Source organism: Kribbella sp. NBC_00889 (assembly GCF_045207705.1).
GTDB lineage: Bacteria > Actinomycetota > Actinomycetes > Propionibacteriales > Kribbellaceae > Kribbella.
The window spans coordinates 9,018,995-9,042,324 of record NZ_CP108783.1 but is presented as its reverse complement, the minus strand read 5'-3'; the positions used below and the strand labels follow the sequence as shown (position 1 = coordinate 9,042,324).

21 protein-coding genes are annotated in these 23,330 nt (G+C 69.6%); 10 read left to right on the top strand and 11 right to left on the bottom strand.

The window, feature by feature from the left end:
- Positions 1-3: 3 nt before the first annotated feature.
- Both OG817_RS44590 and OG817_RS44585 read right to left on the bottom strand, forming a co-directional pair.
- Positions 4-1,449, bottom strand: coding sequence for an LCP family protein (locus tag OG817_RS44590; protein WP_406051202.1), 1,446 nt, complete (start codon positions 1,447-1,449; stop codon positions 4-6).
- 129 nt (positions 1,450-1,578) lie between these two features.
- Positions 1,579-2,253 (bottom strand): SDR family NAD(P)-dependent oxidoreductase, encoded by a 675-nt coding sequence (locus tag OG817_RS44585; protein WP_406051201.1) that lies wholly within the window; start codon positions 2,251-2,253, stop codon positions 1,579-1,581.
- A gap of 135 nt (positions 2,254-2,388) precedes the next feature.
- On the opposite strand from OG817_RS44585, the gene OG817_RS44580 reads away from it, so the two are divergent.
- A complete protein-coding gene (locus OG817_RS44580) occupies positions 2,389-3,339 on the top strand; it encodes an NAD-dependent epimerase/dehydratase family protein (protein WP_406051200.1) in 951 nt (316 codons plus the stop codon).
- On the opposite strand, the gene OG817_RS44575 is transcribed toward OG817_RS44580, so the two are convergent.
- Together OG817_RS44575 and OG817_RS44570 are read right to left on the bottom strand one after the other, a co-directional pair.
- Positions 3,322-4,197, bottom strand: coding sequence for a hypothetical protein (locus tag OG817_RS44575; protein ID WP_406051199.1), 876 nt, complete (start codon positions 4,195-4,197; stop codon positions 3,322-3,324). The genes OG817_RS44580 and OG817_RS44575 overlap by 18 nt on opposite strands.
- 35 nt (positions 4,198-4,232) lie before the next feature.
- Positions 4,233-5,168: a TetR/AcrR family transcriptional regulator C-terminal domain-containing protein gene (locus OG817_RS44570; protein ID WP_406051198.1), complete on the bottom strand. Its 936-nt coding sequence runs from the start codon at positions 5,166-5,168 to the stop codon at positions 4,233-4,235.
- Between the two features lie 172 nt (positions 5,169-5,340).
- Here OG817_RS44570 and OG817_RS44565 point away from each other — a divergent pair, with 172 nt between their 5' ends.
- The gene (locus OG817_RS44565) at positions 5,341-5,922 is read left to right on the top strand and encodes an HhH-GPD-type base excision DNA repair protein (protein ID WP_406051197.1); all 582 of its coding nucleotides are present in this window, start codon (positions 5,341-5,343) and stop codon (positions 5,920-5,922) included.
- Between the two features lie 117 nt (positions 5,923-6,039).
- Positions 6,040-6,630 carry a TIGR03086 family metal-binding protein gene (locus OG817_RS44560; RefSeq protein WP_396392075.1) on the top strand — a complete coding sequence of 197 codons (591 nt, stop codon included), beginning with the start codon at positions 6,040-6,042 and terminating at the stop codon, positions 6,628-6,630.
- Here OG817_RS44560 and OG817_RS44555 read toward each other — a convergent pair.
- Complete coding sequence (locus OG817_RS44555) at positions 6,580-7,818, bottom strand: FAD-dependent monooxygenase (protein ID WP_406051196.1); 1,239 nt, start codon at positions 7,816-7,818, stop codon at positions 6,580-6,582. The two genes, OG817_RS44560 and OG817_RS44555, sit on opposite strands and share 51 nt — an antisense overlap.
- Before the next feature lie 268 nt (positions 7,819-8,086).
- Between OG817_RS44555 and OG817_RS44550 the strand changes: the two genes are divergently transcribed.
- Complete coding sequence (locus OG817_RS44550; protein ID WP_406051194.1) at positions 8,087-9,049, top strand: hypothetical protein; 963 nt, start codon at positions 8,087-8,089, stop codon at positions 9,047-9,049.
- A gap of 99 nt (positions 9,050-9,148) precedes the next feature.
- Here the strand turns inward: OG817_RS44550 and OG817_RS44545 are convergent, their stop codons facing one another.
- Both OG817_RS44545 and OG817_RS44540 read right to left on the bottom strand, forming a co-directional pair.
- The gene (locus OG817_RS44545; RefSeq protein ID WP_406051193.1) at positions 9,149-11,170 is read right to left on the bottom strand and encodes an FAD-dependent oxidoreductase; all 2,022 of its coding nucleotides are present in this window, start codon (positions 11,168-11,170) and stop codon (positions 9,149-9,151) included.
- On the bottom strand, positions 11,167-11,709 hold the full coding sequence (locus OG817_RS44540; RefSeq protein ID WP_406051192.1) for a PadR family transcriptional regulator: 543 nt from the start codon (positions 11,707-11,709) through the stop codon (positions 11,167-11,169). The genes OG817_RS44545 and OG817_RS44540 overlap by 4 nt, the downstream gene beginning before the upstream one ends.
- Positions 11,710-11,840: 131 nt before the next feature.
- Here OG817_RS44540 and OG817_RS44535 point away from each other — a divergent pair, with 131 nt between their 5' ends.
- A complete protein-coding gene (locus OG817_RS44535) occupies positions 11,841-12,326 on the top strand; it encodes a cation:proton antiporter regulatory subunit (RefSeq protein WP_406051190.1) in 486 nt (161 codons plus the stop codon).
- A gap of 1 nt (position 12,327) precedes the next feature.
- Complete coding sequence (locus OG817_RS44530; RefSeq protein ID WP_406051189.1) at positions 12,328-13,545, top strand: cation:proton antiporter; 1,218 nt, start codon at positions 12,328-12,330, stop codon at positions 13,543-13,545.
- Between the two features lie 735 nt (positions 13,546-14,280).
- Here the strand turns inward: OG817_RS44530 and OG817_RS44525 are convergent.
- The 4 genes from OG817_RS44525 to OG817_RS44510 are packed head-to-tail and all read right to left on the bottom strand — an operon-like array spanning position 14,281 to position 17,409.
- Entirely contained in the window at positions 14,281-14,838 is a 558-nt protein-coding gene (locus OG817_RS44525; RefSeq protein ID WP_406051188.1) for a YdeI family protein, read from the bottom strand.
- 47 nt (positions 14,839-14,885) lie between these two features.
- Positions 14,886-15,371, bottom strand: a complete 486-nt coding sequence (locus OG817_RS44520) for a methylated-DNA--[protein]-cysteine S-methyltransferase (RefSeq protein ID WP_406051187.1) — start codon at positions 15,369-15,371, stop codon at positions 14,886-14,888.
- Positions 15,368-15,922 (bottom strand): GNAT family N-acetyltransferase, encoded by a 555-nt coding sequence (locus OG817_RS44515; protein WP_406051185.1) that lies wholly within the window; start codon positions 15,920-15,922, stop codon positions 15,368-15,370. Before OG817_RS44515 ends, OG817_RS44520 begins: the two co-directional genes overlap by 4 nt.
- Positions 15,919-17,409: an AlkA N-terminal domain-containing protein gene (locus tag OG817_RS44510; protein ID WP_406051184.1), complete on the bottom strand. Its 1,491-nt coding sequence runs from the start codon at positions 17,407-17,409 to the stop codon at positions 15,919-15,921. The genes OG817_RS44515 and OG817_RS44510 overlap by 4 nt, the downstream gene beginning before the upstream one ends.
- Before the next feature lie 135 nt (positions 17,410-17,544).
- Between OG817_RS44510 and OG817_RS44505 the strand changes: the two genes are divergently transcribed.
- The 4 genes from OG817_RS44505 (at position 17,545) to OG817_RS44490 (ending at position 22,905) form a co-directional block, all read left to right on the top strand.
- The gene (locus OG817_RS44505) at positions 17,545-18,285 is read left to right on the top strand and encodes an SDR family oxidoreductase (RefSeq protein ID WP_406051183.1); all 741 of its coding nucleotides are present in this window, start codon (positions 17,545-17,547) and stop codon (positions 18,283-18,285) included.
- Between the two features lie 31 nt (positions 18,286-18,316).
- Positions 18,317-19,129 (top strand): LLM class flavin-dependent oxidoreductase, encoded by an 813-nt coding sequence (locus OG817_RS44500; RefSeq protein WP_406051182.1) that lies wholly within the window; start codon positions 18,317-18,319, stop codon positions 19,127-19,129.
- Positions 19,130-19,203: 74 nt separating this feature from the next.
- Positions 19,204-20,214 (top strand): LacI family DNA-binding transcriptional regulator, encoded by a 1,011-nt coding sequence (locus OG817_RS44495; RefSeq protein ID WP_406051180.1) that lies wholly within the window; start codon positions 19,204-19,206, stop codon positions 20,212-20,214.
- A gap of 42 nt (positions 20,215-20,256) precedes the next feature.
- Entirely contained in the window at positions 20,257-22,905 is a 2,649-nt protein-coding gene (locus OG817_RS44490; RefSeq protein ID WP_406051179.1) for a glycogen debranching protein, read from the top strand.
- Positions 22,906-23,330 lie beyond the last annotated feature (425 nt).

Genomic DNA, 23,330 nt, shown 5'->3' with positions numbered 1-23,330 from the left:
GGATCAGTTCGGCTGGTCGCCGTTGGGCTGGTACGCGCAGGCGTCGGCGAGGTTCTGCGTCGGACCTGGCGGGTTCGTGGTCGTGCCCGAGGGCTTGGGGGTGGTCGGCGGGGTGCTGGGCGGGTCGACGGGCTCCTCGAGCGCCTTCTCGATCGTCTCGCGCATCCCGTCGTAGTCCGGGTGCAGGTACTTCATCCGCAGCTTCGACACGTCGAGGTTCACGTTCGAGACCGTCCCCGACTTCACCCTGAGCGCGAGCTGGACCAGCGCGGGCAGGAGCTCCTGCGGGATGTCGGTGCGGAGCAGGTGCCGCCCGGCTGTCGCGATGGCCTTGTACTTCGTGGCCAGCGTGGCCGGGTCGGCCGCGTCGACCATGGCGTTGATCGCGCAGCGCTGCCGGACCTGCCGCTGGTCGTCGTCCGCGCCGTACCGTCCGCGCGCGAACCAGAGCGCGCGCCTGCCGTCGAGGTGCTGGCGCGGTCCCGGCTCGATCCATTTCTTCGGCGGGATGTGCGCACTGCTGATCCCGCCCATCGCGACGCGCTCGTTGACGTTGATCGTGATCCCACCGAGCGCGTCGACCAGCTCCGGGAAGCCGGTCAGGTTCACCTGCAGGTAGTAGTCGAGCTTCAGCCCGGTCGCCTCGCCGACGGACTGCTTGAGCACGTCGGCCCCCTCGTTGTCCGACGGGCCGAGAATGCCGGGGTGCGCGTCCGGGATGTTCTGGTACATCGCGGTCAGCATCCACTCCAGCCGACCCTCGAGACTCAGCCCTTCCTTGCCGAAGCCGTCCGGGTAGAACCTGTGCAGCGGCGAGTCCTTCGGGAACGGCATGAAGGTCAGCTGCCGCGGCATCGAGATCAACGCGGTGTTGCCGGTCTTGGTGTCGATGCTTGCCACGATCACCGTGTCGGTCCGGACGCCCGGCCGGCCCGGCTCATCGTCACCACCGAGCAGCAGCAGGTTGAGCCGCGGCTTGTCCTTCCACGGGTCCTCGACATCGGCGATCGACGGCCGGGTCGCGCTCTTGCTCTCCTCCTGCGCGGCGAACACGTCCTGTACCAGGGTCCGCTGCGCCAGCACACTCTGTACGCCGAGCGCCGCCGGAGCCGCGATCGCGAAGCACAGCACGCCGACGAACAGCGCGCCGACCGCACGCCCGCCGGCACCGCCGGTTGCCGGACGCAACGACCGGTGCGAGGCCACGATCACCACGATCCAACCGAACCCCAACGCCGCGATCGCCACCGACCCTGCCAGCAGCCGGCTCGGTACGACGGCTGCCGCGAGCACCTCGTCGCGCCGGGTCAGGCCGACGTACACGCCGAGTCCGACCAGCCCGAGGGTGAGGATGAGAACGAACGCGCCAATGACGCGGCGCCCGCCGGCGATCAGTCCGGTCCCGGGCAACAGGGTGCCCAGTAGCGTCAGGCCCAGGAGGTTCGGCACTGATCGTGGCCGAGTCCCTACCGGGCGCGAACTCGTCCCCATGGCTCCCCTGTCCGCCGTCCCCAGGTCCAGTGTGCGTCAACTCCCGCACCTGCACCTCATCAGACGTGTTACAGGGTCGAACGGTTGTCATACGGGGAGATGACCGCCGGCGAATCCTTCGGTCTCGACGAGCGTCCGGACGACCACGGCAACCTGAGCCGGCGGGCTCCACTTGCCCGGGTCGGCCTTCGGCATCGCGGCGCGGTTGGCAGGGGTGTCGATGGTCGCGGGGATGATCGTGTTCACCCGAATGCCGTCATGCGCGTACTCCGCGTGCAGGGCGTCGGCGAACGCGAGCACGCCGGCCTTCGCGGTGATGTACCCGGCCGCCCCGGAGAACGGCCGCAGCGCCGCACCGCTCGCCGTACACACGATCGCTCCCCCGCCGGCGGTGAGCAGGTGCGGCAGCACCGCCTGAGTCATCAGGTACGTCGGTCGCAGGTTGAGCCGGAGTTGCTCCTCGAAGTCGTCGATCGGGGTCTCGTGCACCCGCGGTCCGGACGCGAAGCCACCGACCAGGTTCACCAGCGCGGTCAGTGGCGCGGCCTCGTCCGAGGTGGCCAGCGCGACGACGTCCGCCGTACCGGCCGGGTCGAACGGGTCGGCGAGCACCGGGTTGAGCGCCGGATGCGTCCCGAGCCGAGCCAGTGACTCCTCGGTCCGGCCCGGTACGACGACCCGCCAGCCGGACTGCAGGAACTCCGCCGTCACCGCGGCCCCGAGCGCACCGGTGCCCCCGGCAACCACCACCGTCCAGCTCATCGACGTCCTCGCTTCGCTCCGGGCGCCGATGAGGCGCGAAATGGGCTGTGCTTGATGATGAACTCGCTGCGCTCGTTCATGCGCCGAGCTTAATCGGGTGCGCGAGGGAGACAGCAGGGTCTACGGTCGTCGGTTGTGCGGATTCTGATGCTGGGCGGGAACGGGTTTGTCGGGCGCGCGATCCTCATGGACGCGCTGCAGCAACGCGCCGAGGTGGCGTCCTTCAGCCGAGGCAAGAGCGGGACCACCGAGCTGCCACCGGAGGTGACGCAACTGGTCGGGGATCGGGACTCCGGCGACTACGAGGCGCTGCGGACCGGCGAGTGGGATGCGGTCGTCGATCTCAGCGCCTTCCAGAGCAAGCAGGTCGACGAGGCGATGGACGTGCTGGGCGACCGCGTCGGGCGGTACGTGTTCGTCTCCAGCCATGCGGTCTATGTACGCGATCTGCCGCCGGGGACCACCGAGGACGCGCCGCGCCGGGCACCCATGCGGGCGGCCGACGTACTCACGAACGACACCTACGGCCCGTGCAAGGTCGCCTGTGAGGACGACGTGCTCGAGCGGTACGGCGAGCGCGCGACGATCGTCCGGCCGGGGAAGGTCACGGGTCCCGGCGACTATTCGGACACGGTCCTCTACTGGGTACGACGGGGTGCGCGGGGCGGCCGGGTCGCGTTGCCGACACGGCCGGAGCAGCCGCTGCAGCTGATCGACAGCCGCGATCTCGGCCGGCTCGTGGTGCAACTCATCGTCGACGAACGGCCTGGTGCGTTCAACGGGATCGGCCCGGACAGCACGATCGGCGAACTGATCGAGACCGCAGCCGCTGTCGCCGGCACCTCGGTCGAGCTGGTGCAGATCCCGGCGAACGCCGTACCCGCGCGCTTCCCCCTCATGGAGCCCGAGGCCGAGTGGCCGTCTCGCCAACGCGACCAGTCCAAGTCCCGCGCCGCCGGCCTGCCCGTCACTCCCCTACGCCGAACAGTCGAAGACCTCTACCGCTGGGACCTCAACCGGGGCACACCTCCCATCGAAGCCGGCATCACCCCAGAAGAAGAAGCCCACCTACTCAGGCAGAGCTAGCGTCCGGCCTGCGTCCCGAGCCGCGTTGATCGAACGGGTGAGCGTGTCCTTCAAAGCCGTGGCCTCGTCGGCGAAGCCTTGGACCACTGAGGTGTCGCCGGCTGGTTCGGTGCGGGCCAGGAGTTCGATGTAGCGGTCGCCGTCCTCCAGGGCGGCCTCGGCGCGGAGTGCGGCGTCGGCTGAGCGGACGCGGTCGGCGTACCGATCCAGCAGATCGACCTTGCGCTTGATCGCCTCGACCGACAATGCGAGCGCCCGGCGCTGCGGCCCGAGCACTGCCTCCAGCTCGGCCGTCGCCATCCCCCGGGCAACCTCACGCTGCCGAGCGCGCAGCACGGTCTGCTCACGCAACACCTGGGCGATCTCCCACAGCTGCTCCGGCAACACCAGTTCGTTCTTCACGTCATCGAGCAGCCCACGCCGCGTAACCGTTGCCTCAAGCACCGTTCTGACCGCACGCTGCGCCCGCCCGATCAATCGGCCCGCGTCCTCGTCGAAGTCCTCCGGCAGCAGGTACTTCCCATGCTGCAGGCGGACCGCCTTGTGCCCGCGATCCTCCACCGCAGACTTCGCGAAGACACCACCGGTCGCGAGTATGGCGACCCCGGCCAGCGCGACCGCGCCCCACGCCGCGACCGCCGTCGGCAGGAAGCCGGCCATGAAGATCAGCGCGAGGATCCAGCCACCGACGCACACCGCGATCCACACCAGCAGCGTGCCGAACGTGTTACCGGGCGCAACCGACCAGGACGTCTGCCGCTTCGGGCGCGGTGCGTCGGCCGGGACGAACAGGTCGGGCCGGTGCTCGTGCAGACGCCGTACGCCCTCGGGCACGTCAGGCGCGAACACAGGCTCCACCGGCCACCTCCCGCAGACCTCAACACTGTCAGCACTCAGCGTAGCCGGGTGAGCGTCTTTTCCAGACCGTCCAGGACGAGGTCGAGACCGAAATCGAACAGCCGGTCCAGGTCGTAGTCGAACTCGAAGTCGTCCGCGAGTAACTCGCGGAACGCGGTCAGGTTCCCCGCGCGGATCATTGCGGCGAGCTGATCGCCCTGCCGGTCGGCCCACTCGTCCGCGGTCAGCCCAGTATCCTGTTCGGCGTACGCCTCGGTCTCCATCGCCAGCGCGACACCACGGACGAACGCGAACACACTGATCGCGGCGTACAGCGCATTGCTCTTGTCCACGCCGAATCCGCTCACGGCCCGCAGGACTGCATCAGTGTGCGGGAGAAGGTTCGGCACCAGCTGCGGCCGGCCGAGACTGATCGCACTCGCCAGCCAGAGATGCCGCCGGTACGCCGCCCACTGCAGCCGCGCCGCAACGGCGATCCCGTCCCGCCAGTTCGCCGGCGGCTCCGCCGGGAGCGGGAACTCCGCCATCGCGGTGTCGACCATCTGCAACACCAGCGCGTCCTTGCCGCCGACGTACCGATAGAGCGCCATCGTCGACACCCCGAGCTCGGCCGCGATCCGCCGCATCGACAGCGCCGCCAGCCCCTCGGCGTCCGCGATCGCGATCCCCATGCGCACGACCTCGTCGCGATTCAGATCCAGCACCGGCCGATCGGCGACAGCAGGCTGCGCGGCCCGATCCTGACGACGGACGGCCCGAGGAGGGCCGACGACCGTACCGACGCCAGGCCGCACGTGGACGAGGCGTTCCTGCTGGAGCACCTGCAACGCCTTCGTCGCCGTCGCCATCGCGACACCGAACTCCCGGACCACGGCCCGGGTCGACGGCGCCCGCTCCTCCAGCACGAGCTCGCCGGCCTCGATCCGGCGCCGGATCTCGGCTGCGATCCGCAGGTACGGCGCTTCGTCCATCAAAACCCCCTGAGCTAGAGCGTGTACATCGTACGCGCACTAGCAGGCGTGGACCTGAGGTTCACCGCGCTGATCGGAGCGCCGTACTTCGTCTACCTGCTCTGGCGGACCCGCGCTCCCGCCCGGTAATCGGGGCTCGATGGACCTCGCCGTTCGTGTCAAGATGGGCGTCATGCTGCGCGAACTGCACCTCACCGGCAACCCGGCCGCGGACAAACTGCTGAACGACGACCCGTTCGCCCTGCTGACCGGGATGCTCCTGGACCAGCAGTACCCGATGGAGCACGCGTTCTCCGGCCCGCAGAAGATCGCCGACCGGATGGACGGTTTCGATCTGCACAGGATCGCCGCCACCGACCTCGACACCTTCGTCGAGCTCTGTGTCACCCCGCCGGCCATCCACCGGTACGGCGGTTCGATGGCCCGGCGGGTGCACGCGCTCGCCCAGCACATCATCGACAACTACGGCGGCGAGACGGCGGGGATCTGGACCGCGGGCCGGCCAAAGCCCGACGGTCCCGAGGTGCTCAAGCGGTTGAAGGCCCTGCCCGGCTTCGGCGAGCAGAAGGCCAAGATCTTCCTCGCACTCCTCGGCAAGCAGCGCGGGGTCGAGCCCAAGGGCTGGCGCGAGGCGGCCGGCGCGTACGGCGACCGCGGCGCCCGCCGCTCGATCGCCGACGTCACCGACGCCGAGTCCCTGCTCGAGGTCCGCTCCTTCAAGAAGGCCGCCAAGGCCGCCGCCAAAGCCGGCTGACCGCCTCGCCGCAGCGCCCGCCGGCCACGCGGGTTGTCCCTTGCGCCCACCGAGGTCCCTGCCGAAACAGGTTCGTCCGGCCTATGCTCGCCTGGGCAGGCAACGGGAGGAGCACGGATGGACATCCGCGATCTGGATCGGCGGGCCGGCGCAGTTCTGGGCGAAGTGGTGATGCAGATCCGCCCGGAGCACATGTGGTTCCCGACGCCCTGTCCGGACTGGACCGTCCGCGGCCTGCTCCGCCATATCGTCAGCGAGAACGAGGGCTTCGCGGCCGCGGCCCTGAACGGCTCGGCCCCGGTCCAGGCCTGGAACGGCGGCCGCCTCGGCGACAACCCGGCCGGTGCGTACCGGCGGTCCAACGTCGGGGTGGCGGACGCCTTCGCCGACGGCGGCGCGCTGGACCGGCTGATGGAGGTCCGCGAGTTCGGCTCGTTTCCGCGCCGGATCGCGCTGACCTTCCACCAACTCGACTGCGTCGTGCACGCCTGGGACCTGGCCCGCGCCATCGACGTCCCGTACGACCCGCCGCCGGACATGGTCGAAATGGCGCTCGGCGTGGCCCGCCGGATCCCCGACACCGACGTCGCCCGCGGCCCGGGACTCGCCTTCGAACGCAGCGTCAAGGTCCCCGGCGACGCCTCCGACCTCGACCAGCTACTCGGCCTCCTCGGCCGCAATCCCGACTGGGCCTCCCCGTTCGACTGAATACTCGGGCAGGTCGATCGCGTCGGGCTTGGCGACCGCCAGCTTGGCCAGCAGGCCGGCGAACAGGCGCGACATCGTCAGCCGGATCGAGGTGTCCCGCAGGCGGATCCCGAGAGCCGTCATCGGCATCGCCATCGTGATCCCGCCGGGCGGCAGTTCCATTCGCTGGTCGACGTACGCCTGCATCCGGGCCTGGTACGCCGGGAACGCGCGGAAGTGATCGCCGTCCGCGACGGCTAGCTCCCCGGCCAGGACGTACGCGCCGACGAGTGACAGTGCGGTCCCGTGCCCGGCGAGGGGCGAACCGCAGTACCCGGCGTCCCCGACGAGGACCACCCGGCCGCGCGACCACTTCGGTACGACGACCCGGCTGGTGCTGTCGAAGTAGAAGTCGTCCGCGTCGCGCAGCCCGGCCAGGATGCACTCGGTGTGCCAGCCGAGACCCGCAAACCGCTCTGCCAGCAGAGCCTTCTGCGCGTCGAGGTCCCGTCGGTCGTAGCTGATCATCGGCGAACGGAAGCTCAGCAGCGCCTTCGCGACGCCCGGGTCGTGGTCGGGCCGCAGCCCGACCCAGCGCCCGCCGGGTGCGGAGTAGATCTTCATCCAATGGTTCAGAGGCTCCGGCGCCTCGACGGTGAAGTACGACGTGTAGCCGCCGAGGTGCTGCACGAACTGCTCCTCCGGGCCAAACGCGAGCCGGCGGACTCGCGAGTGCACCCCGTCAGCCCCGACGACCAGATCGAACCGTCGCCGCGTCCCACTCGTGAAGGTAACGAGTACGCCGGTCGCGTCCTCGTCGAGCGCCTCGATCGAGTCGCCGTACAGGTACTCGACGTCGTCGGTGGTCGCGTCGTGCAGGATCTGGGCCAGGTCGCCGCGGAGGATCTCCACGTCGGCGACGGGTCCGGCGCCGTCGAGCAGTTCGGCCGGCATCGCCGCCGCCGTACGCCCGCCGGCCCGGACGTACTCGAGACCGCGTTCGTGCAGCTGCCGCGCCGCGATCTGTGGCATCAGGCCCATCCGCTCGGCGACCTGCTTGGAGATCCCGCGAAGGTCCACGGTCTGCCCGCCGGGCCGCGGACCGGGCGCTACCTCGACGATCGCCGGCGTGAACCCCTGCCGGCGCAGCCAGTACGCCAGCGCCGGTCCCGCGATCCCAGCACCGGAGATCAGCACAGTCTTCGTCATCTCGTCCACCCTCTCGTTGGCTAGTGCGCGTACGCCGTACACAGTGCACTGGGCCGGGCGGCCTGGGCCAGCGCGCACTAGGGCACTCGGGGGTGGCGCCCTAGTGCGCCGCGACACTGGCCGAGGCGGCGAGATAAGGGCCTCAGGCAACTAACCGATGGTGTGGGTGCTCAAGTTCTTTCGGCCGGTGTTGAACCGATTCCGCAGAGCGCACGTGTTCCGCCGTGACACAGACAGACAACAAACGCCTTACGGTTCGGAGGATCTGATGAAGAAGCACCTCGCCGCGACGTTGACCGCCCTTGCTGCCGTCGTGTCGCTGTCGGCCTGCGAGTCGCCGATCTACGGCGCGTTCACGAACGACAACCCCTCGGCCGGAAGCACGTCGCCCACTCAAGAACCCCAGCAGAACAAGCAGAAACCGGCGAATGGTGCCCAGGGCATCAGTCGGGACGGCGACCAGGAACAGAAGGTGCTGAAGGTCCAGCAGGTGCCGGGCCTGACGCCGATCGTCACCAGCGCGACCGGCCGCACCGTGTACAGGTTCGACAACGACTCCGCGAACCCGTCGAAGTCCACCTGTCTTGCCGAGTGCCTGAAGCTGTGGGAGCCGGTGCTGGCCGGGTCCGGTGTAGTGGTCGAAGGCGGCGGCATCGACGAGCGCCTGTTCAGTACGATCGACCGCCCAGAAGGCCAGCAGGTCACGCTGAAGGGCTGGCCGCTGTACTACTTCAAGAGCGACCTCAAGCTCGGCGAACTCGCCGGTCAGGGTCTGCGCGGACTCTGGTTCGCGGTCAACCCCGAGGGTGGCAAGGCGAAGTCGACGAAGCCGACCGAGACCACCACGCCGGTGCGGAAAGATGTGCAGACGTTGACGGTCAACGTGGTCGACGGGTTCATGCCGTTCGTCACCAACGAGGCCGGACGCACGATCTACCGCTTCGACAACGACTCCAACAGCCCGTCGCGGACCAGCTGCACGGGTGAGTGCACGAAGAAGTGGGAGCCGGTGCTGGCGGGCAAGAAGGGCGTCAAGGTCCTGAGCTCGAAGATCAACCGGGCGTCGGTCGGCACGATCGACCGGACGGAAGGCAAGCAGGTCACCCTGAACGGCTGGCCGCTGTACTACTTCCACAAGGACAAGAAGCTCGGCCAGACAGCCGGCTACGGCGTCGGCAACCGCTGGTTCGCCATCGCCCCCGACGGCAAGAAGGCCGCGCGCTGTCTCTGACGGTGGCCCCCCGCACGCACTCGCGCCGGCTGGCGGCTTGTTTCACCGCTGCCGCACAAACAACCCGCCAGCCAACAAACAACCCGCCACCCGCCGCAGTCAGAGAATCGCGGCGAGGCGGGTGGCTTGGTCGATGGCGCGCTTGGCGTCGAGCTCGACGGCTACGTCGGCGCCGCCGATGACGTGGACCGGGCGGTCGGTGGCAGCGAGGGCCTCGGCGAGATCGCGGACCGGCTCCTGACCGGCGCAGACGACGATCGTGTCGACGGCCAGCACGCGGGGCTTCTCGCGCTGCGGGCCGAAGGTCAGGTGAAGCCCGTCGTCGTCGATGCGTTCGTAGTTCACCCCGCGGAGTTGCTCAACCTGCTTGTTCTTCAAAGCCGCGCGATGGACCCAGCCGGTGGTCTTGCCGAGACCCGCGCCGATCTTCCCGGCCTTGCGCTGCAGCAGGTACACCTGCCTCGGCGACCGCTCCGGCTTTGGTGTGGTGAGTCCGCCGCGCACGAGGGTCGGATCGGCGACGCCCCACTCGGACCTCCACGCGTCCAGGTCGAGCGAGGGCGAGGACTCGGTGGTCAGGAACTCGCTGACATCCACGCCGATCCCGCCCGCGCCGATGACCGCGACCGTCGCCCCGACGGGCTTTCCGTAGCGGACGACGTCGACGTACGAGAGCACCTTGGGGTGGTCGATGCCGGGGATGGCCGGGACCCGCGGTACGACGCCGGTGGCGAGGACGATCTCGTCGAACCCGGCCAGGTCCTCGACAGTCGCGCGCCGGCCGAGATGCACCTTCACGCCGGTGAGCTCGAGCCGCCGCCGGTAGTAGCGGATCGTCTCGGCGAACTCCTCCTTGCCGGGGATCCGCCGCGCGATCCCGAACTGCCCGCCGATCTCGTCGTCGGCCTCGAACAGCTCGACCTGGTGCCCGCGCTCGGCCGCCGTCACCGCCGCGGCCAGCCCGGCCGGCCCGGCACCGACGACTGCGATGCTCTTGGTACGACGGGTCGGCAGCAACTGGAGCTCGGTCTCGCGGGCGGCCCTGGGGTTGACCATGCAGCTCGCCTTCTGTTTGGCGAACACATGGTCCAGGCACGCCTGGTTGCAGGCGATGCAGACGTTGATCTCGTCGGCCCGATCGGTTGTTGCCTTGAGCACCCACTCCGGATCGGCCAGGAACGGGCGGGCCATGCTGACCAGGTCGGCGTCGCCACGCGCGAGGACCTCCTCGGCGACCTGCGGAAGGTTGATCCGGTTCGAGGTGACCACCGGGATGGTGACGTGCGGCTTGAACGCCGCGGTCACGCTCGTGAAGGCCGCGCGCGGCACGGACGTGACGATGGTCGGAACGCGCGCCTCGTGCCAGCCGATGCCAGTGTTGATGATCGATGCACCGGCCGCCTCGATCTCCTTGCCCAGCGCAACGACCTCGTCCCAGCTCTGACCGCCCTCGACCAGATCCGCCATCGACAGCCGGTAGATGATCAGGAAGTCGGCACCGACGCGGTCGCGGGTCCGGCGGACGATCTCGACCGCGAGCCGGCGCCGGTTCTCCGGGCTGCCGCCCCAGCGATCCGTCCGCTTGTTGGTGCGCTCGGCCAGGAACTGGTTGATGAAGTAGCCCTCGGACCCCATGATCTCGACACCGTCGTACCCCGCCTCACGAGCGAGGCCGGCACAGTCGACGTACGCCTTGATCTGCCGGCGGACGCCGCGGTCGGACAGGGCGCGCGGCTTGAAGGGATTGATAGGTGCCTTGAGCGCGGAGGCGGAGACGCTGAACGGGTGGTACGCGTACCGCCCTGCGTGCAGGACCTGCAGAGCGATCCGGCCGCCCTCGGTGTGCACGGCGTCAGTGAGGATGCGATGCTTCCGCGCTTGGCGGCGGCTCGTGAGCACGGAGCCGAACGGCGTGAGCCAGCCGGTGCGGTTCGGTGCGTAGCCGCCGGTCACCATCAGGCCGACGCCGCCGCGCGCCCGCTCGGCGAAGTACGCCGCCAGCTTCGGCAGGTCCTTCGACCGGTCCTCGAGGCCGGTGTGCATCGAGCCCATGATCACCCGGTTCGGCAGTACGACGTGACCGAGGTCGAGCGGCTCCAGCAGATGGGGGTATGCGGTCACGACTTGTCCTTCCGCAGTGCGTCGATCACTTCGTCACACCAGGCCACGAACGACTCCTCGGCCCGGATCCCGCCGCGGAGCACGAGGTACTGATGCAGATCCCGGCCGTTCAGCTTGGCCGGCTTCGGAAAGTCCCGCCGCTGGATCCCGCTGTACAGCTCGAGCCGGGTCGCGTGCTCTGCCCGGTGCCGCTGCACCTCCCGCAGGACAGCGCCAGGCGGGGCGAGCGACGCACCGCGCAGCTTCACGCCCAAGCCGTCCCGCAGTACGGCGGGGTCCTCGGGTTCGGCCAGCCAGCGGGAGAGCTCGGTGCGTCCCGCCGGGGACACGCGGTAGATCTTCTTGTCCGGGCGGCCTTCCTGCGCGATCTCGGTGTGCTTCACCCAGCCGGCGTCCTCCATCCGGCGCAGCACCCGGTAGATCTGCTGGTGGGTGGCCGGCCAGAAGTATCCGATCGACCGGTCGAACCGCCGGGCCAGCTCGTACCCGGACCCGGCCCGCTCGGTCAGTGAGACCAGAATCGCGTGCTCCAACGCCATGGGCGGCACCCTACCTATGCAACGAGTTGCACTGCAGCTGAGTGCAGGAAACATCACAGTCGGCGACCGGACACGGGGTTCAGGGTTTGGGACAATGGTTGCAGACGCCAGCTATCGCGGATCGGAGCATCATGGACCAGCATGCCCGCCCGACCAAGACGACGTTGCCCGGGATCGGCACCCGGTACGACCTGATCACCGAAGGCGGCAAACACGTCTCCGTGGTGGTGCGCAACGACGGGCGGCGGTTCCTCGGCTTCCACGATCCCGAGGACGACGACAACTGCAAGGACTCGGTCCCGCTCGACCCCGGTGAGGCGGCCGCTCTGGCCCAACTGCTGATCCCCGCCCCGCTCGATCCGGTCCGCGGCGAGATCGAGATCGACCTCGTCACCGAGCACATCCCGATCACGGCCAAGTCGCCGTACGGCGGCCGCACGCTGGGTGACACCCAGGCCCGCAGCCGGACCGGTGCGTCGATCGTCGCCGTCCTGCGGCGGACCGGCGCGACCCCGTCGCCGACCCCGGACTTCCGCTTCGCGATCGGCGACACCCTCGTCGTGGTCGGCACCCGCGAAGGCGTGGACGCCGTCGCGGACCTGATCGCGGGAGGGTGAGATGCACGAGAACCTCACCGCCCTGCTGATCGAGCTGGGCGCGGTCATCCTGGCCCTCGGCATCCTCGGCCGGATCGCCGGCCGGCTCGGGTTCTCACCGATTCCGCTGTACCTGCTGGCCGGTCTCGCCTTCGGGCATGGTGGTCTCCTGCCGCTGGCGGCCAGCGAGGAGTTCGTTGCCACCGGCGCCGAGATCGGCGTCATCTTGCTGCTGTTGCTGCTCGGTCTGGAGTACACCGCATCGGATCTGGTCAGCACGCTCGAGACGCAGTACGTCTCCGGCGCGGTCGACTTCCTGCTGAACGCGATTCCGGGCGCGGCGGTGGCGCTGCTGCTCGGTTGGGGGCCGACCGCCGCGGTCGCGCTGGCCGGTGTCACCTGGATCTCGTCGTCCGGCGTGATCGCGAAGGTGGTCGGCGACCTCGGCCGCCTCGGTAACCGCGAAACCCCTGTGGTGCTGGGGATCCTGGTTCTCGAGGATCTCTCGATGGCGGTCTATCTGCCGATCCTGACCGCGCTGCTCGCGGGTGTCGGGCTGGCCGGTGGCAGCATGACGCTGCTGATCTCGCTCGGCACCGTCAGCGTCGTCCTGTTCCTCGCGCTGCGCTACGGCCGGGTGATCAGCCGGGCGGTCTCTTCGGACAACCCGGAGATGCTGCTGCTCGTCGTACTCGGGCTGACGCTGCTGGTCGCGGGCATCGCACAGAAGCTCCAGGTGTCGGCGGCGGTCGGTGCGTTCCTGGTCGGGATCGCGCTGTCGGGCGAGGTGGCGCACGGCGCGCGGAACCTGCTCAGTCCGCTGCGGGACCTGTTCGCCGCGGTCTTCTTCGTCTTCTTCGGGCTGAGTACCGATCCGGCGAAGATCCCGCCGGTGCTCGCGATCGCCCTCGCCCTCGCGCTGTTCACCGCGCTCACGAAGATCTTCACCGGTTGGTACGCCGCGCGCCGGGCCGGCGTGGGATCGGCAGGCCGCTGGCGCGCCGGCGGCACATTGGTCGCCCGCGGCGAGTTCTCCATCGTGATCGCGGGCCTCGCCGTCGGCGTCGAACCCAAGCTCGGCCCGCTGGCGACGGCGTACGTCCTGATCCTCGTCATCCTCGGCCCGATCGCAGCGCGCTACACCGAACCCATCGCCCGCCGCCTCACCACCCGCAAGCCTCCCGCCGCCGAAGCCCCCGCCGCCGAACGCCTCGACGACCCCGCCAACACCCCCACCTGACCCCACCCCACCCCACCCCACCCCACCCCCGCGCGAGGCCCCGCCCGACCCCGCCCGACCCCGCCCGACCCGAGGTCCCGCCCCAGGCCGCCGTTTGCTGGGTCAGCCCACCAGACGGTGGGTTGGCCAACCGCGTGCAGCTGGCCAACCCACCGTCTCGTGGGCCAACCCAGCAGACGCGGCGGGCAGGGGGCGGCGAGGTGCAGGTTTGCTGGGTCAGCCAAGCAAACCGCGGGTTGGCCAACCGCATGCAGCTGGCCAACCCACCGTCTCGTGGGCCAACCCAGCAGACGCGGCGGGCAGGGGGCGGCGAGGTGCAGGTTTGCTGGGTCAGCCAAGCAAACCGCGGGTTGGCCAACCGCGTGCAGCTGGCCAACCCACCGTCTCGTGGGCCAACCCAGCAGACGCGACTGCGGGGGGCGCAAAGGTGCAGGTTTGCTGGGTCAGCCCAGCAAACCGCGGGTTGGCCAACCGCGTGCAGCTGGCCAACCCACCGTCTCGTGGGCCAACCCAGCAGACGCGACTGCGGGGGGCGCAAAGGTGCAGGTTTGCTGGGTCAGCCCAGCAAACCGCGGGTTGGCCAACCGCGTGCAGCTGGCCAACCCACCGTCTCGTTGGCCAACCCAGCAGACGCGGCGGGCGGGGGCGCAAAGGTGCAGACGCGGCGGGCGGGGGCGGCGGGCGGGGGCGGCGGGGCGTGGGGGCGGTGGGGCGTGGGGGCGGTGGGGGGTGGGGTCAGCGGGCGCGGTGGTTGTGGGCTGCTTGGGTGACTGTGCGCGCGATGCGGCTCGCGCGCGTCTCGGGGCGTTTGGCGAGGGTGATCCATTCGAGAATTGCGCGGCGGGTGGACGGCGGGAACGCGTGGAAGTGGTCGGCTGCCGTGGGGCTCTGGGCGAGGGCGGCCCGGAGGTCCGCGGGGACGACCAGGTTCTGCGCGTCGGCGAGCAGGTCCCACGTGCCGGTCCGCCGAGCGTGGTCGACGAGTTTCTGGCCCGCCGGCGCCATCAGGCCCGCCGTGGTCAACCGCTCGACCCGCTCGCGGTTGACCTTGCTCCACGTACTGCGTGGGTTCCGCGGCGTGAAGCACTGGTACGTCGTCCGGTCGTCACGCTTGATCGTCTTGCTGTCGATCCACCCGAAACACAACGCCTGCTCGACCGCATCCGCCAGGTTCACGCCCGCAGCATCCCGGCGAACGATCAGCCAGACGGACCGCTCGCGCCGGCCGTTCGTCGCCAACCAGGTGCGCCATTGCTTCACACCCGAACAGTTCAGGGCCGCGTCATCGTTCATACCACCGAGCATGCGCCCGATAAGTGCTCACCGATTGAGCACTTATCTCAGAAGAGTACGTCACCTCGCTCGTGGTCGAGCAGCGCCTGCTTGCGTTCGAGGCCCCCGCCGTACCCGGTCAGGCTGCCGGTCGAGCCGACCACGCGGTGACACGGGACGATGATGCTGATCGGGTTCTTCCCGTTCGCGAGCCCGACCGCCCGGGACGCGCCCGGCACGAGTCCGAGGATCGCAGCGAGTTCGCCGTACGTCGTGGTCTCGCCGTACGGGATGTCCTGGAGCGCTGTCCAGACCCGCTGCTGGAACGGCGTCCCGGCCAGCCGCAGTGGTACGTCGAACGTCGTCCGCCCGTGCTCGAAGTACTCCGTGAGTTGCTCGGCGACCGCGGGCAGCACCGAGTCGTCGCGCGTGCCGAAGGTCTCCATCGGCGGGCGATGCCGGTGTTCGGCCATGTAGAGGCCGGCCAACTCGCCGGCGTCGCTCTCCACCGCAGTGAGCGGGCCGAGCGGGCTGTCCACCACGGCGTACGTCACTGCGACGCCTCCCACTGGGCGCGGTTGATCCGGTAGAGCACATGCCGCTGCAGTCGATGCCCGGCGGGCAGACGGACGTGGTCGAAGTCGCCCGCCTCGTCGTGCGTCATGCCGATCCGTTGCATCACCCGCTGCGACTTCACGTTGGGGGTCGCGGTGAACGAGACGATCTCGTCCAGACCGGCCGGGCCGAAGCCGTGGGCCAACGCCGACCGGGCCGCCTCGCTGGCATAACCGTTGCCCCAGGCCCCCTTTGCGAGCCGCCAGCCGATCTCGACGGCCGGCATGAAGTGCGCCTCGAAACTCGGCACCGACAGCCCGGTGAACCCGATGAACTCGCCGGTCTCGCGGACCTCCAGCGCCCACAGGCCCCAGCCGCGCCCGTCGATCTCCGGCCGGTTCCGGTCGATCAGCGCGTCGCTCTGCTCGCGCGTCTGCGGCGCCGGGAAGTGCTCCATCACCGCCGGGTCCGCGTTCAGCACTGCGAACGGCTCGCGGTCGCTGTCACGCCACTGGCGCAGCAGCAGGCGGTCGGTGGTCAGCTCGGTCATGCTCTCTCCGTCGAGGTCGGTTCCGGGATCTTGTTGATCGCGTGGTCACCAGTGGCCCACAGGTACTGCACCGCGTAGGCACGCCACGGCCGCCACGCACGCGCATGGTCGATCAGGGGTTTGGGGGCCTCGGGCAACCCTAGGTCACGGGCGGCGTACCGGATGCCCAGATCGCTGGCCACAAAGGCATCCGGGTCACCGAGCGCCCGCATCGCGATCGACTCGACCGTCCACGGACCGATCCCCGGCAGCGCGGTCAGTTGCTCGCGCGCCTTGTCCCAGTCGGCGCCGGCACCGAGATCGATCTCACCCGCCGCCAGCGTGCCGATCAGCGTCATCAGCGTCGTACGGCGAGACTTCGGGAAGGCGAGCGATTCGGGATCGAGCCCGGCCAGCGCCTGCATCGTCGGGAACAGATGCGTCAGCCCGCCGCCCGCATCCTCGATCGGATCGCCGTGCCGCACCACCAACCGATGCGCGTGGGTCCGCGCGGCCGCCGTCGACACCTGCTGCCCGAGCACCGCCCGTACGGCGAACTCCTCGCCGTCGACGGTGTGCGGAACCCGGCGTCCCGGCGCCTTCGCGATCAGCGGCGCGAGCACGGGATCGGTCTCGAGCAGGTCGTCGACCGCGATCGGGTCGGCGTCGAGGTCGAGCATCCGGCGGCAGCGACTGATCGCGATCGCCAGGTCGCGCTGGTCGGTCAGCGAGAGTTGGCAGGCGATGTGATCAGGCATCGGCTTCAGGGCTACCACGCCATGCCCGTGCGGAAGCCTGAGGGTGCGGCGATAGTGACCGTCGCGCCACTCCTCGACGCCGGGTACGCCGGTCGCGATCAGATGACCGAACAGGTTGTCCGGGGTCAGCGGCGCCCGGAACGGGAGCCGCAGCGAGATGGTGCCTGGGGCAACGGTCGCCGTACCGCGCCGGGCCCGGCGACGCAGCTCGGTCGGTGAGAGCGCGAACACCTCCTGCACGGTCTCGTTGAACGTCCGCACACTGGAGAATCCGGCCGCGAACGCGACATCGGCCATCTGCAACTCGCTGGTCTCGATCAGCAGCCGCGCGGTCTGCGCACGCTGGGCACGAGCCAGCGCGAGAGGACCGGCCCCGAGCTCGGCGTGCAACTGACGCTGGACCTGACGGACGCTGTAGCCGAGGTGAGTGGCCAGGCCCGGCACGCCGTCGCGGTCGACGACGCCGTCGGCGATCAGGCGCATCGCGCGGGCGACCAGGTCGGCCCGGTCGTTCCACTCCGGTGAACCCGGGCTCGCGTCCGGCCGGCACCGCTTGCAAGCCCGGAACCCGGCCTGCTGGGCGGCCGCCGCACTCGGGTAGAACCGCATGTTCTCGACCTTCGGCGGCACCACCGGGCAACTCGGCCGGCAGTAGATCTTGGTGGTCAGCACCGCGGTGAAGAACCAGCCGTCGAACCGGGCGTCCTTGGACTGGACCGCGCGGACACATCGCTCCCTGCACTCGTACACGTCCTCCAGCATCCCTGGCCGCACCGACAGTCGCTAGCGAATTTGCGCCATCGAGGTATCGCGGAAAAACGACGCCAGGATCTCGGGTCGGATTCCCGCCAGCTTCGCCCCGGATCACCGGCTGGACTTGAGGACATGAACGAACTGGTTGGCAAGAAGGCATTGGTGACGGGCGGAAGCCGCGGGATCGGCGCGGCGACCGCGATCGCCTTGGCAGCGAGTGGAGCGGATGTCGCGGTGACGTACCACCGCTCCGCGGATGCCGCGGCCGAGGTGGTGAAGAAGATCGAAGACCTCGGGCGGCGAGGGTTCGCGTTCGAGGTCGACGCCGCGGACGCGGTGGCCGTGGCCGCCGGTGTGCAGCGGGCCGCGGACCAACTCGGTGGCCTGGACATCCTGGTCAACAACGCGGGCGTCGGGGCGGTCGGTCCGATCACCGACCTCACCCTGGCCGACGTCGACCATGTGCTCGCGGTCAACGTCCGTGGGGTGTACGCCGCCACGCAGGCCGCCGTACCGCGACTGTCCGACGGTGGACGGGTGATCCACCTGGGCAGCTGCGTCGCGGCCCGGACCGCCCTCCCCGGGATGACGCTCTACGGGATGAGCAAGGCAGCGCTGGTCGGTCTGAGCAAGGGCCTCGCCCGCGAGCTCGGTCCGCGCGGCATCACGTCGAACGTCGTCCAGCCCGGGCCGATCGACACCGACATGAACCCGGCGGACGGCCCGTTCGCCGAGCCGCAGGCGGCTTTCGTCGCGCTCGAGAGGTTCGGCACCACGGCCGAGGTCGCGGCGGCCATCACCTACCTGGCCGGCCCGCACGCGGCGTACCTCAGCGGCGCGGAGCTGACCATCGACGGCGGTTACGCGGCCTGACTTGTCGGTGCCCCCGACTACCGTCACGGGCGTGCGATTCTCGGTGACGGTCGGGGCGGTCGGGCACGGACGGGATCCACGCGGTCTCGCGGACCTCGCGCGCGCCGTGGAGGACTCCGGCTGGGACGCGTTGTTCCTGGAGGACTACCTCGTCTACCAGGGCGACGCGACCGAGCCGACCTACGACCCGTGGATCTGTCTGGCGGCGATGGCGACGGCGACATCACGGATCACGATCGGTACGACGGTCACACCACTGCCTCGGCGGCGGCCCTGGAAGGTCGCGGCCGAGGCAGTGGCGCTGGATCAGCTGTCCGGAGGGCGGTTCGTGCTGGGGGTGGGGATCGGTGATCCCGGCGATCCGTTCCTGGGCCGCGTCGGTGAACCCACCCAGCCGAAGCAGCTCGCGGAGATGCTGGACGAAGGCCTCACAGTGATCGACCGGCTGTGGAGCGGCGAGCCGGTCACCTTTGCCGGCGAGCACTACCGGCTCGATGACGTGCAGCTCACCGCACGGCCGGTGCAGGCGCCGCGCATCCCGATCTGGGTCGGAGGAAACCTGCTGGTGCCCGCCGTCCGCCGGCGAATCAGACGGTGGGACGGGAGCTGTGCGTACAAGGGCAGCACGGACGCGCCGCAGCAGATCATGCCCGACGACGTCCGCGGTCTGCTCGCGGAAGTCGAGGCCGAGCGCGGGACGACCGACGGGTTCGACCTGAAGGTCAGTGGTGGAGATCCCGAGGCCTTCGCGGCAGCCGGCGCGACCTGGTGGGGCCGCTGGATCCCGCCACTCCCAGCGGCCGAAACGCTGGCGATCGTCACGCAGCGTCCACCGGCACTCTGAGCCGTTGACACGGACGGGGACCGGAGGGAGACTGCCGGTGTTTTTAACGTTCAAAGCCTCGGTGGGAGGTCTTCGTGGCTACGTTGAAGCAGGTCGCTGCGCACGCGGAGGTCTCTGTGCAGACCGTGTCGAATGCGTTGAACGCCCCGCACCGGCTGCGGCCGGACACCCTCGAGCGGGTCAACCGGTCGATCGAACTGCTCAACTACCGGCCCAACCGTAACGCCCGCAGTCTACGCACGAGCGCGGTCGAGCTGATCGGCTATTGCGTCCCCAACTGGCCGAACCAGACCCATCTCGTGATGGACCAGTTCCTGCACGCACTCTGCGCCGCGGCCGAGCGCACCGGCCGCCACATCCTGCTGTTCACCGCCCCACCCGGCGTCGACGGCATGCCCGTGTACGACGACCTGCACGCGCGCCGGCTCGTGGACGGGTTCGTCCTGTCGCAGACCGAGACGCACGATCCGCGGCATGGCTGGCTGAAGGAACAGAAGATCCCGTTCATCTCCTTCGGCCGGGTCTGGAAGGAGACCACCCAACCCGGTCCGTGGGTCGACGTCGACGGCGCGGCCGGCTCCGCGATGGCGGTCCGGCACCTGCACGAGGCCGGGCGCCGCCGGATCGCCTTTCTCAGCTGGCCGAAGTCGTCCGGGCTGGCCGAAGACCGGCTCGGCGGCTGGCGCACGGCCTGCAAGGAGCTCGGTCTGCCCACCTCGGGTCTGGCCGTCCGCTGCCGCGAGGACGGCATCGCCGAAGGCGCCCGGGCCACCGCCGAGCTGCTCGACGCGGACCCGTTCCTCGACGGAATCGTTGCCTTGAGCGACATTCTCGCCCTCGGCGCGCTGCGCGAACTCGGCCGCCGCGGCCTCACCCCGGGCGTCGACGTCGCCGTCACCGGCTTCGACGACTCCCCACTGGCCGACGTGGTCTCCCCCGGCCTGACCAGCCTGCGGCAACCGATGGACGACATCGCCGCCGAACTGATCTCCATCCTCACCGACCCGGACGGCCCGCCGGACGCGTCGACCGAACGCTTACTGCACCCCGAACTGGTGATCAGGGGCAGCTCAGCCCCTGGCTGATGCGGTGCGCACCCAACCGCGCCGCGAGAAGGAGGAACCGCCATGACTCCCCACCCGACCGTCCGACGCAGCACCGCCCCACCACGCCGGGTCAGACGCCGTACCGTCGGCGTCGCCCTGCTGGCCGCTGCAACTGTCCTCGCCGGCTCAGCATCCGCGACCGCCGGCTCAGCACCTCTCAGCACCGGCGGCTCGCCGCAGAGCGTCGTACCGTCGGAGCTGTCCGAATCGACCCGGCTGGCGGATCGTCGGTCGCTTGTCGTCGGTGATCGCGCCTACGCGATGGGCGACGAGACCGGTCTCTACCCCGCCACCGGCTGGCACATCCGCGGTGAGATGGGTGGCTTCTGGACCCAGCCGATCAAGATGCTCGACGGGCTGTGGTTCGGCCTCGACGGCGCCTGGCTCGGCAAGGACGTGGCCGCCGCGAAGTACACCAGCGGCCACGCCTACAGCCGGATCGACTACTCCGGTGACGTGAGCGTCCACCGGACCGACTTCGTACCCGACGGCATCCGCGCCACGCTGGTCGGACTCACCTTCAAGTCCGGTACGGCGAAGACCGTCAAGCTCGATGTGGACGCGCACTCCGAGCTCATGCAGTCCTACCCGTGGGGCTGGACGGCCCCGGGTGCGGCCGATGCCAACCTGCCGGACACCGGCGGGTACACCGACGGCTCGCTGCGGTTCCGCGAGCAGGGCACGCCGTCGTACCCGAACGCGACCGCGCACGACTACGCCGCGTTCGTCGGATCGTCCCTGCGTCCGACGGGCCACGCTCTTGGTCCGGACCACCGCGGCCCGCAGGACCCGGCCGTGATCTGCCCAGCCGACGGTTTGACGCCCGCACGGTGTGACGACTCGCTCGTCGGGAAGGGCACTGGCGGCCGGCTGACGTACGACGTACAACTCGCACCGGGCAAGGAGAAGACCGTCTGGTTCGCGGTGGCCGGATCCGACACCGGCGTGTCCTCGGCACAGCGCGAGTACAGCCGGGCGTTGAGCAACCCGGACAAGTTGCTGAAGGCAAAGGCTGACGAGCGGCAGCAGATCGACAGCATGTCAGCGGTGGAACTGCCTGGTGATCCACTGCTGCAGCAGAGCGTCGAATGGAGCAAGCAGAACCTGGCCGACTCCGTGCAGGAGGCGAGCAACCTGCGCATCCGCGACGTCAACGAGGGCAAGGACTACCCGGCACCAGTCGGCACGGTCGGCACCGCACGCTGGTTCGGTGCGGGTTTCCCGGACTACCCGTGGTTGTTCGCAACCGACGGTGAGTACACCGCGTACGCCGCGGTCGCGGCCGGTCAGTTCAGCACGGTGAAGGACCACCTCAAGGCGTTGCGGGATGTCAGCGACATCCTCAACGACCGCAGCGGCAAGGTCGCGCACGAGGTCGTCCCGACCGGCGACGTGTACTTCGGTTCGAACCAGAGCGCGGGCAACACCGACGAGACGGTGAAGTTCCCGAGCATCGTCGCACTGCTGTGGAGGTGGACCGGCGACGACCGCTTCCGCGACGACATGTACGACTTCAGCGTCCGCAACCTGCAGTACGTCTACCGCGAGCTCGACAAGGACAGCGACGGCTGGCCCGAGGGTCTCGCGAACGTCGAACGCAGCGGGATGGGCGCCGAGAAGCTCGACAGCACCGTGTACCTCGCTCGCGGGCTGCGCGACCTCGCCGACCTGGCCGCCTCCCGGCACGACACCCAGGTCCAGCAGTGGGCCACCACCCGCGCCGACGACCTCGAGTCGCGGTTCGAGTCCCAGTGGTGGGTCCCGCAGGCGCTCGGGTACGCCGACTCCGTCGACGACCCGGCGAACCCCGCGAACGACAACACGCCGATCTTCCAGCGGCACTGGATCGGCGTCACTCCGATGGAGGCCGAGCTGGTCCGGCCCGGACAGCCGGTGTCCCCGCTGGCTTCCCCGGAGCACGCGGCCATTGCGCTCGACCAGCGCGAGAGGCGTTGCTACACAGGCGAATTCGGCCTCTACCACACGGGTACCGGACCGACGTCCGATCCGGCCGGCAACCCGGGTCCCTCGTGTGACCCGGTCGTCTCGCAGGTGAAGAGCGAGCGCAGCATCTTCTCGCTGAACACGTCGATCATGGCCGTTGCGGAAGGCAACTACGGTCGTCTCGGCACCGGTCAGCAGCAGGTCTACACCACTGGCAACGCCCGCATCCAGCTCGACCCGAACGTGTGGGAGACGCCGGGCGCGATGCCGGAGATCGCGCCGTCGCCCGACTCGGCGGCGAACATCGGCCGGCCGTTCTACGACCGCTCGATGGCACTGCAGGCGTGGGGCACGTACGGCGTACTGTGGCCGGTCGTGCACCAGCAGCTCGGCGTGGACCCGGACCTCGGCCACGGCCGGGTCTCGATCGTGCCGCAGCTTCCGGGGGGCCAGCAGAAGGTGGCCGGCAGCAACATCCAGCTCGGCCGCGGATCGGTCGATGTGTCCGCACGCCTTACAGGCAAGGAATTGCGGACCGATGTCAAGGTAACGGGTGTCGGCGCAACGTTCACCATCGGCGCCGTACTTCCGGCCGGTGCGAGCGTGAAGAGCGTGTCGCTCGACGGCCACGAGGCGCAGTACAAGCTCGTCACCACGACGCGTGGAGTGGAGGTGCAGGTAGCGGCCCGGGGCTCGTCCTCGGCGCTGACGATCACGCTCTCCTGACCCGTTGACTCCGGGGTCGTGGCCGAGGCGGGCACGACCCCGGATCGCCGGCCGGCGCACAACCGTTCTGTGCGCCGGCCGGCTTTCTTGCGTCTGTTTTTCGGCACCTGCGAGTGCCGTTAGACGGCGTCGCGAACATGAAGCGGGGCCCCTCCGAGTATGAGTCGGAGGGGCCCCGCATTAGCTGAAGGAAGGTGACGTCTCCAGCCTCCCGAACGAGTCCGTAGGACCGGCAGACCCCGTCACCGGTCTACCTCAGTAGGGATCCCCACTGCGAGGGGCCCCCGGTTTTCGCCCGACCCGCCGCTCCTTCGCAGAAACGGCGTGTCGACATTTCTACCGCCGTCAACCAGGGTCGCACAACCCCTTCCTGCCAACAGTTTGCGCCACTTCGCCACCTGCCGCCTGTTCTCCACAGCGACCCG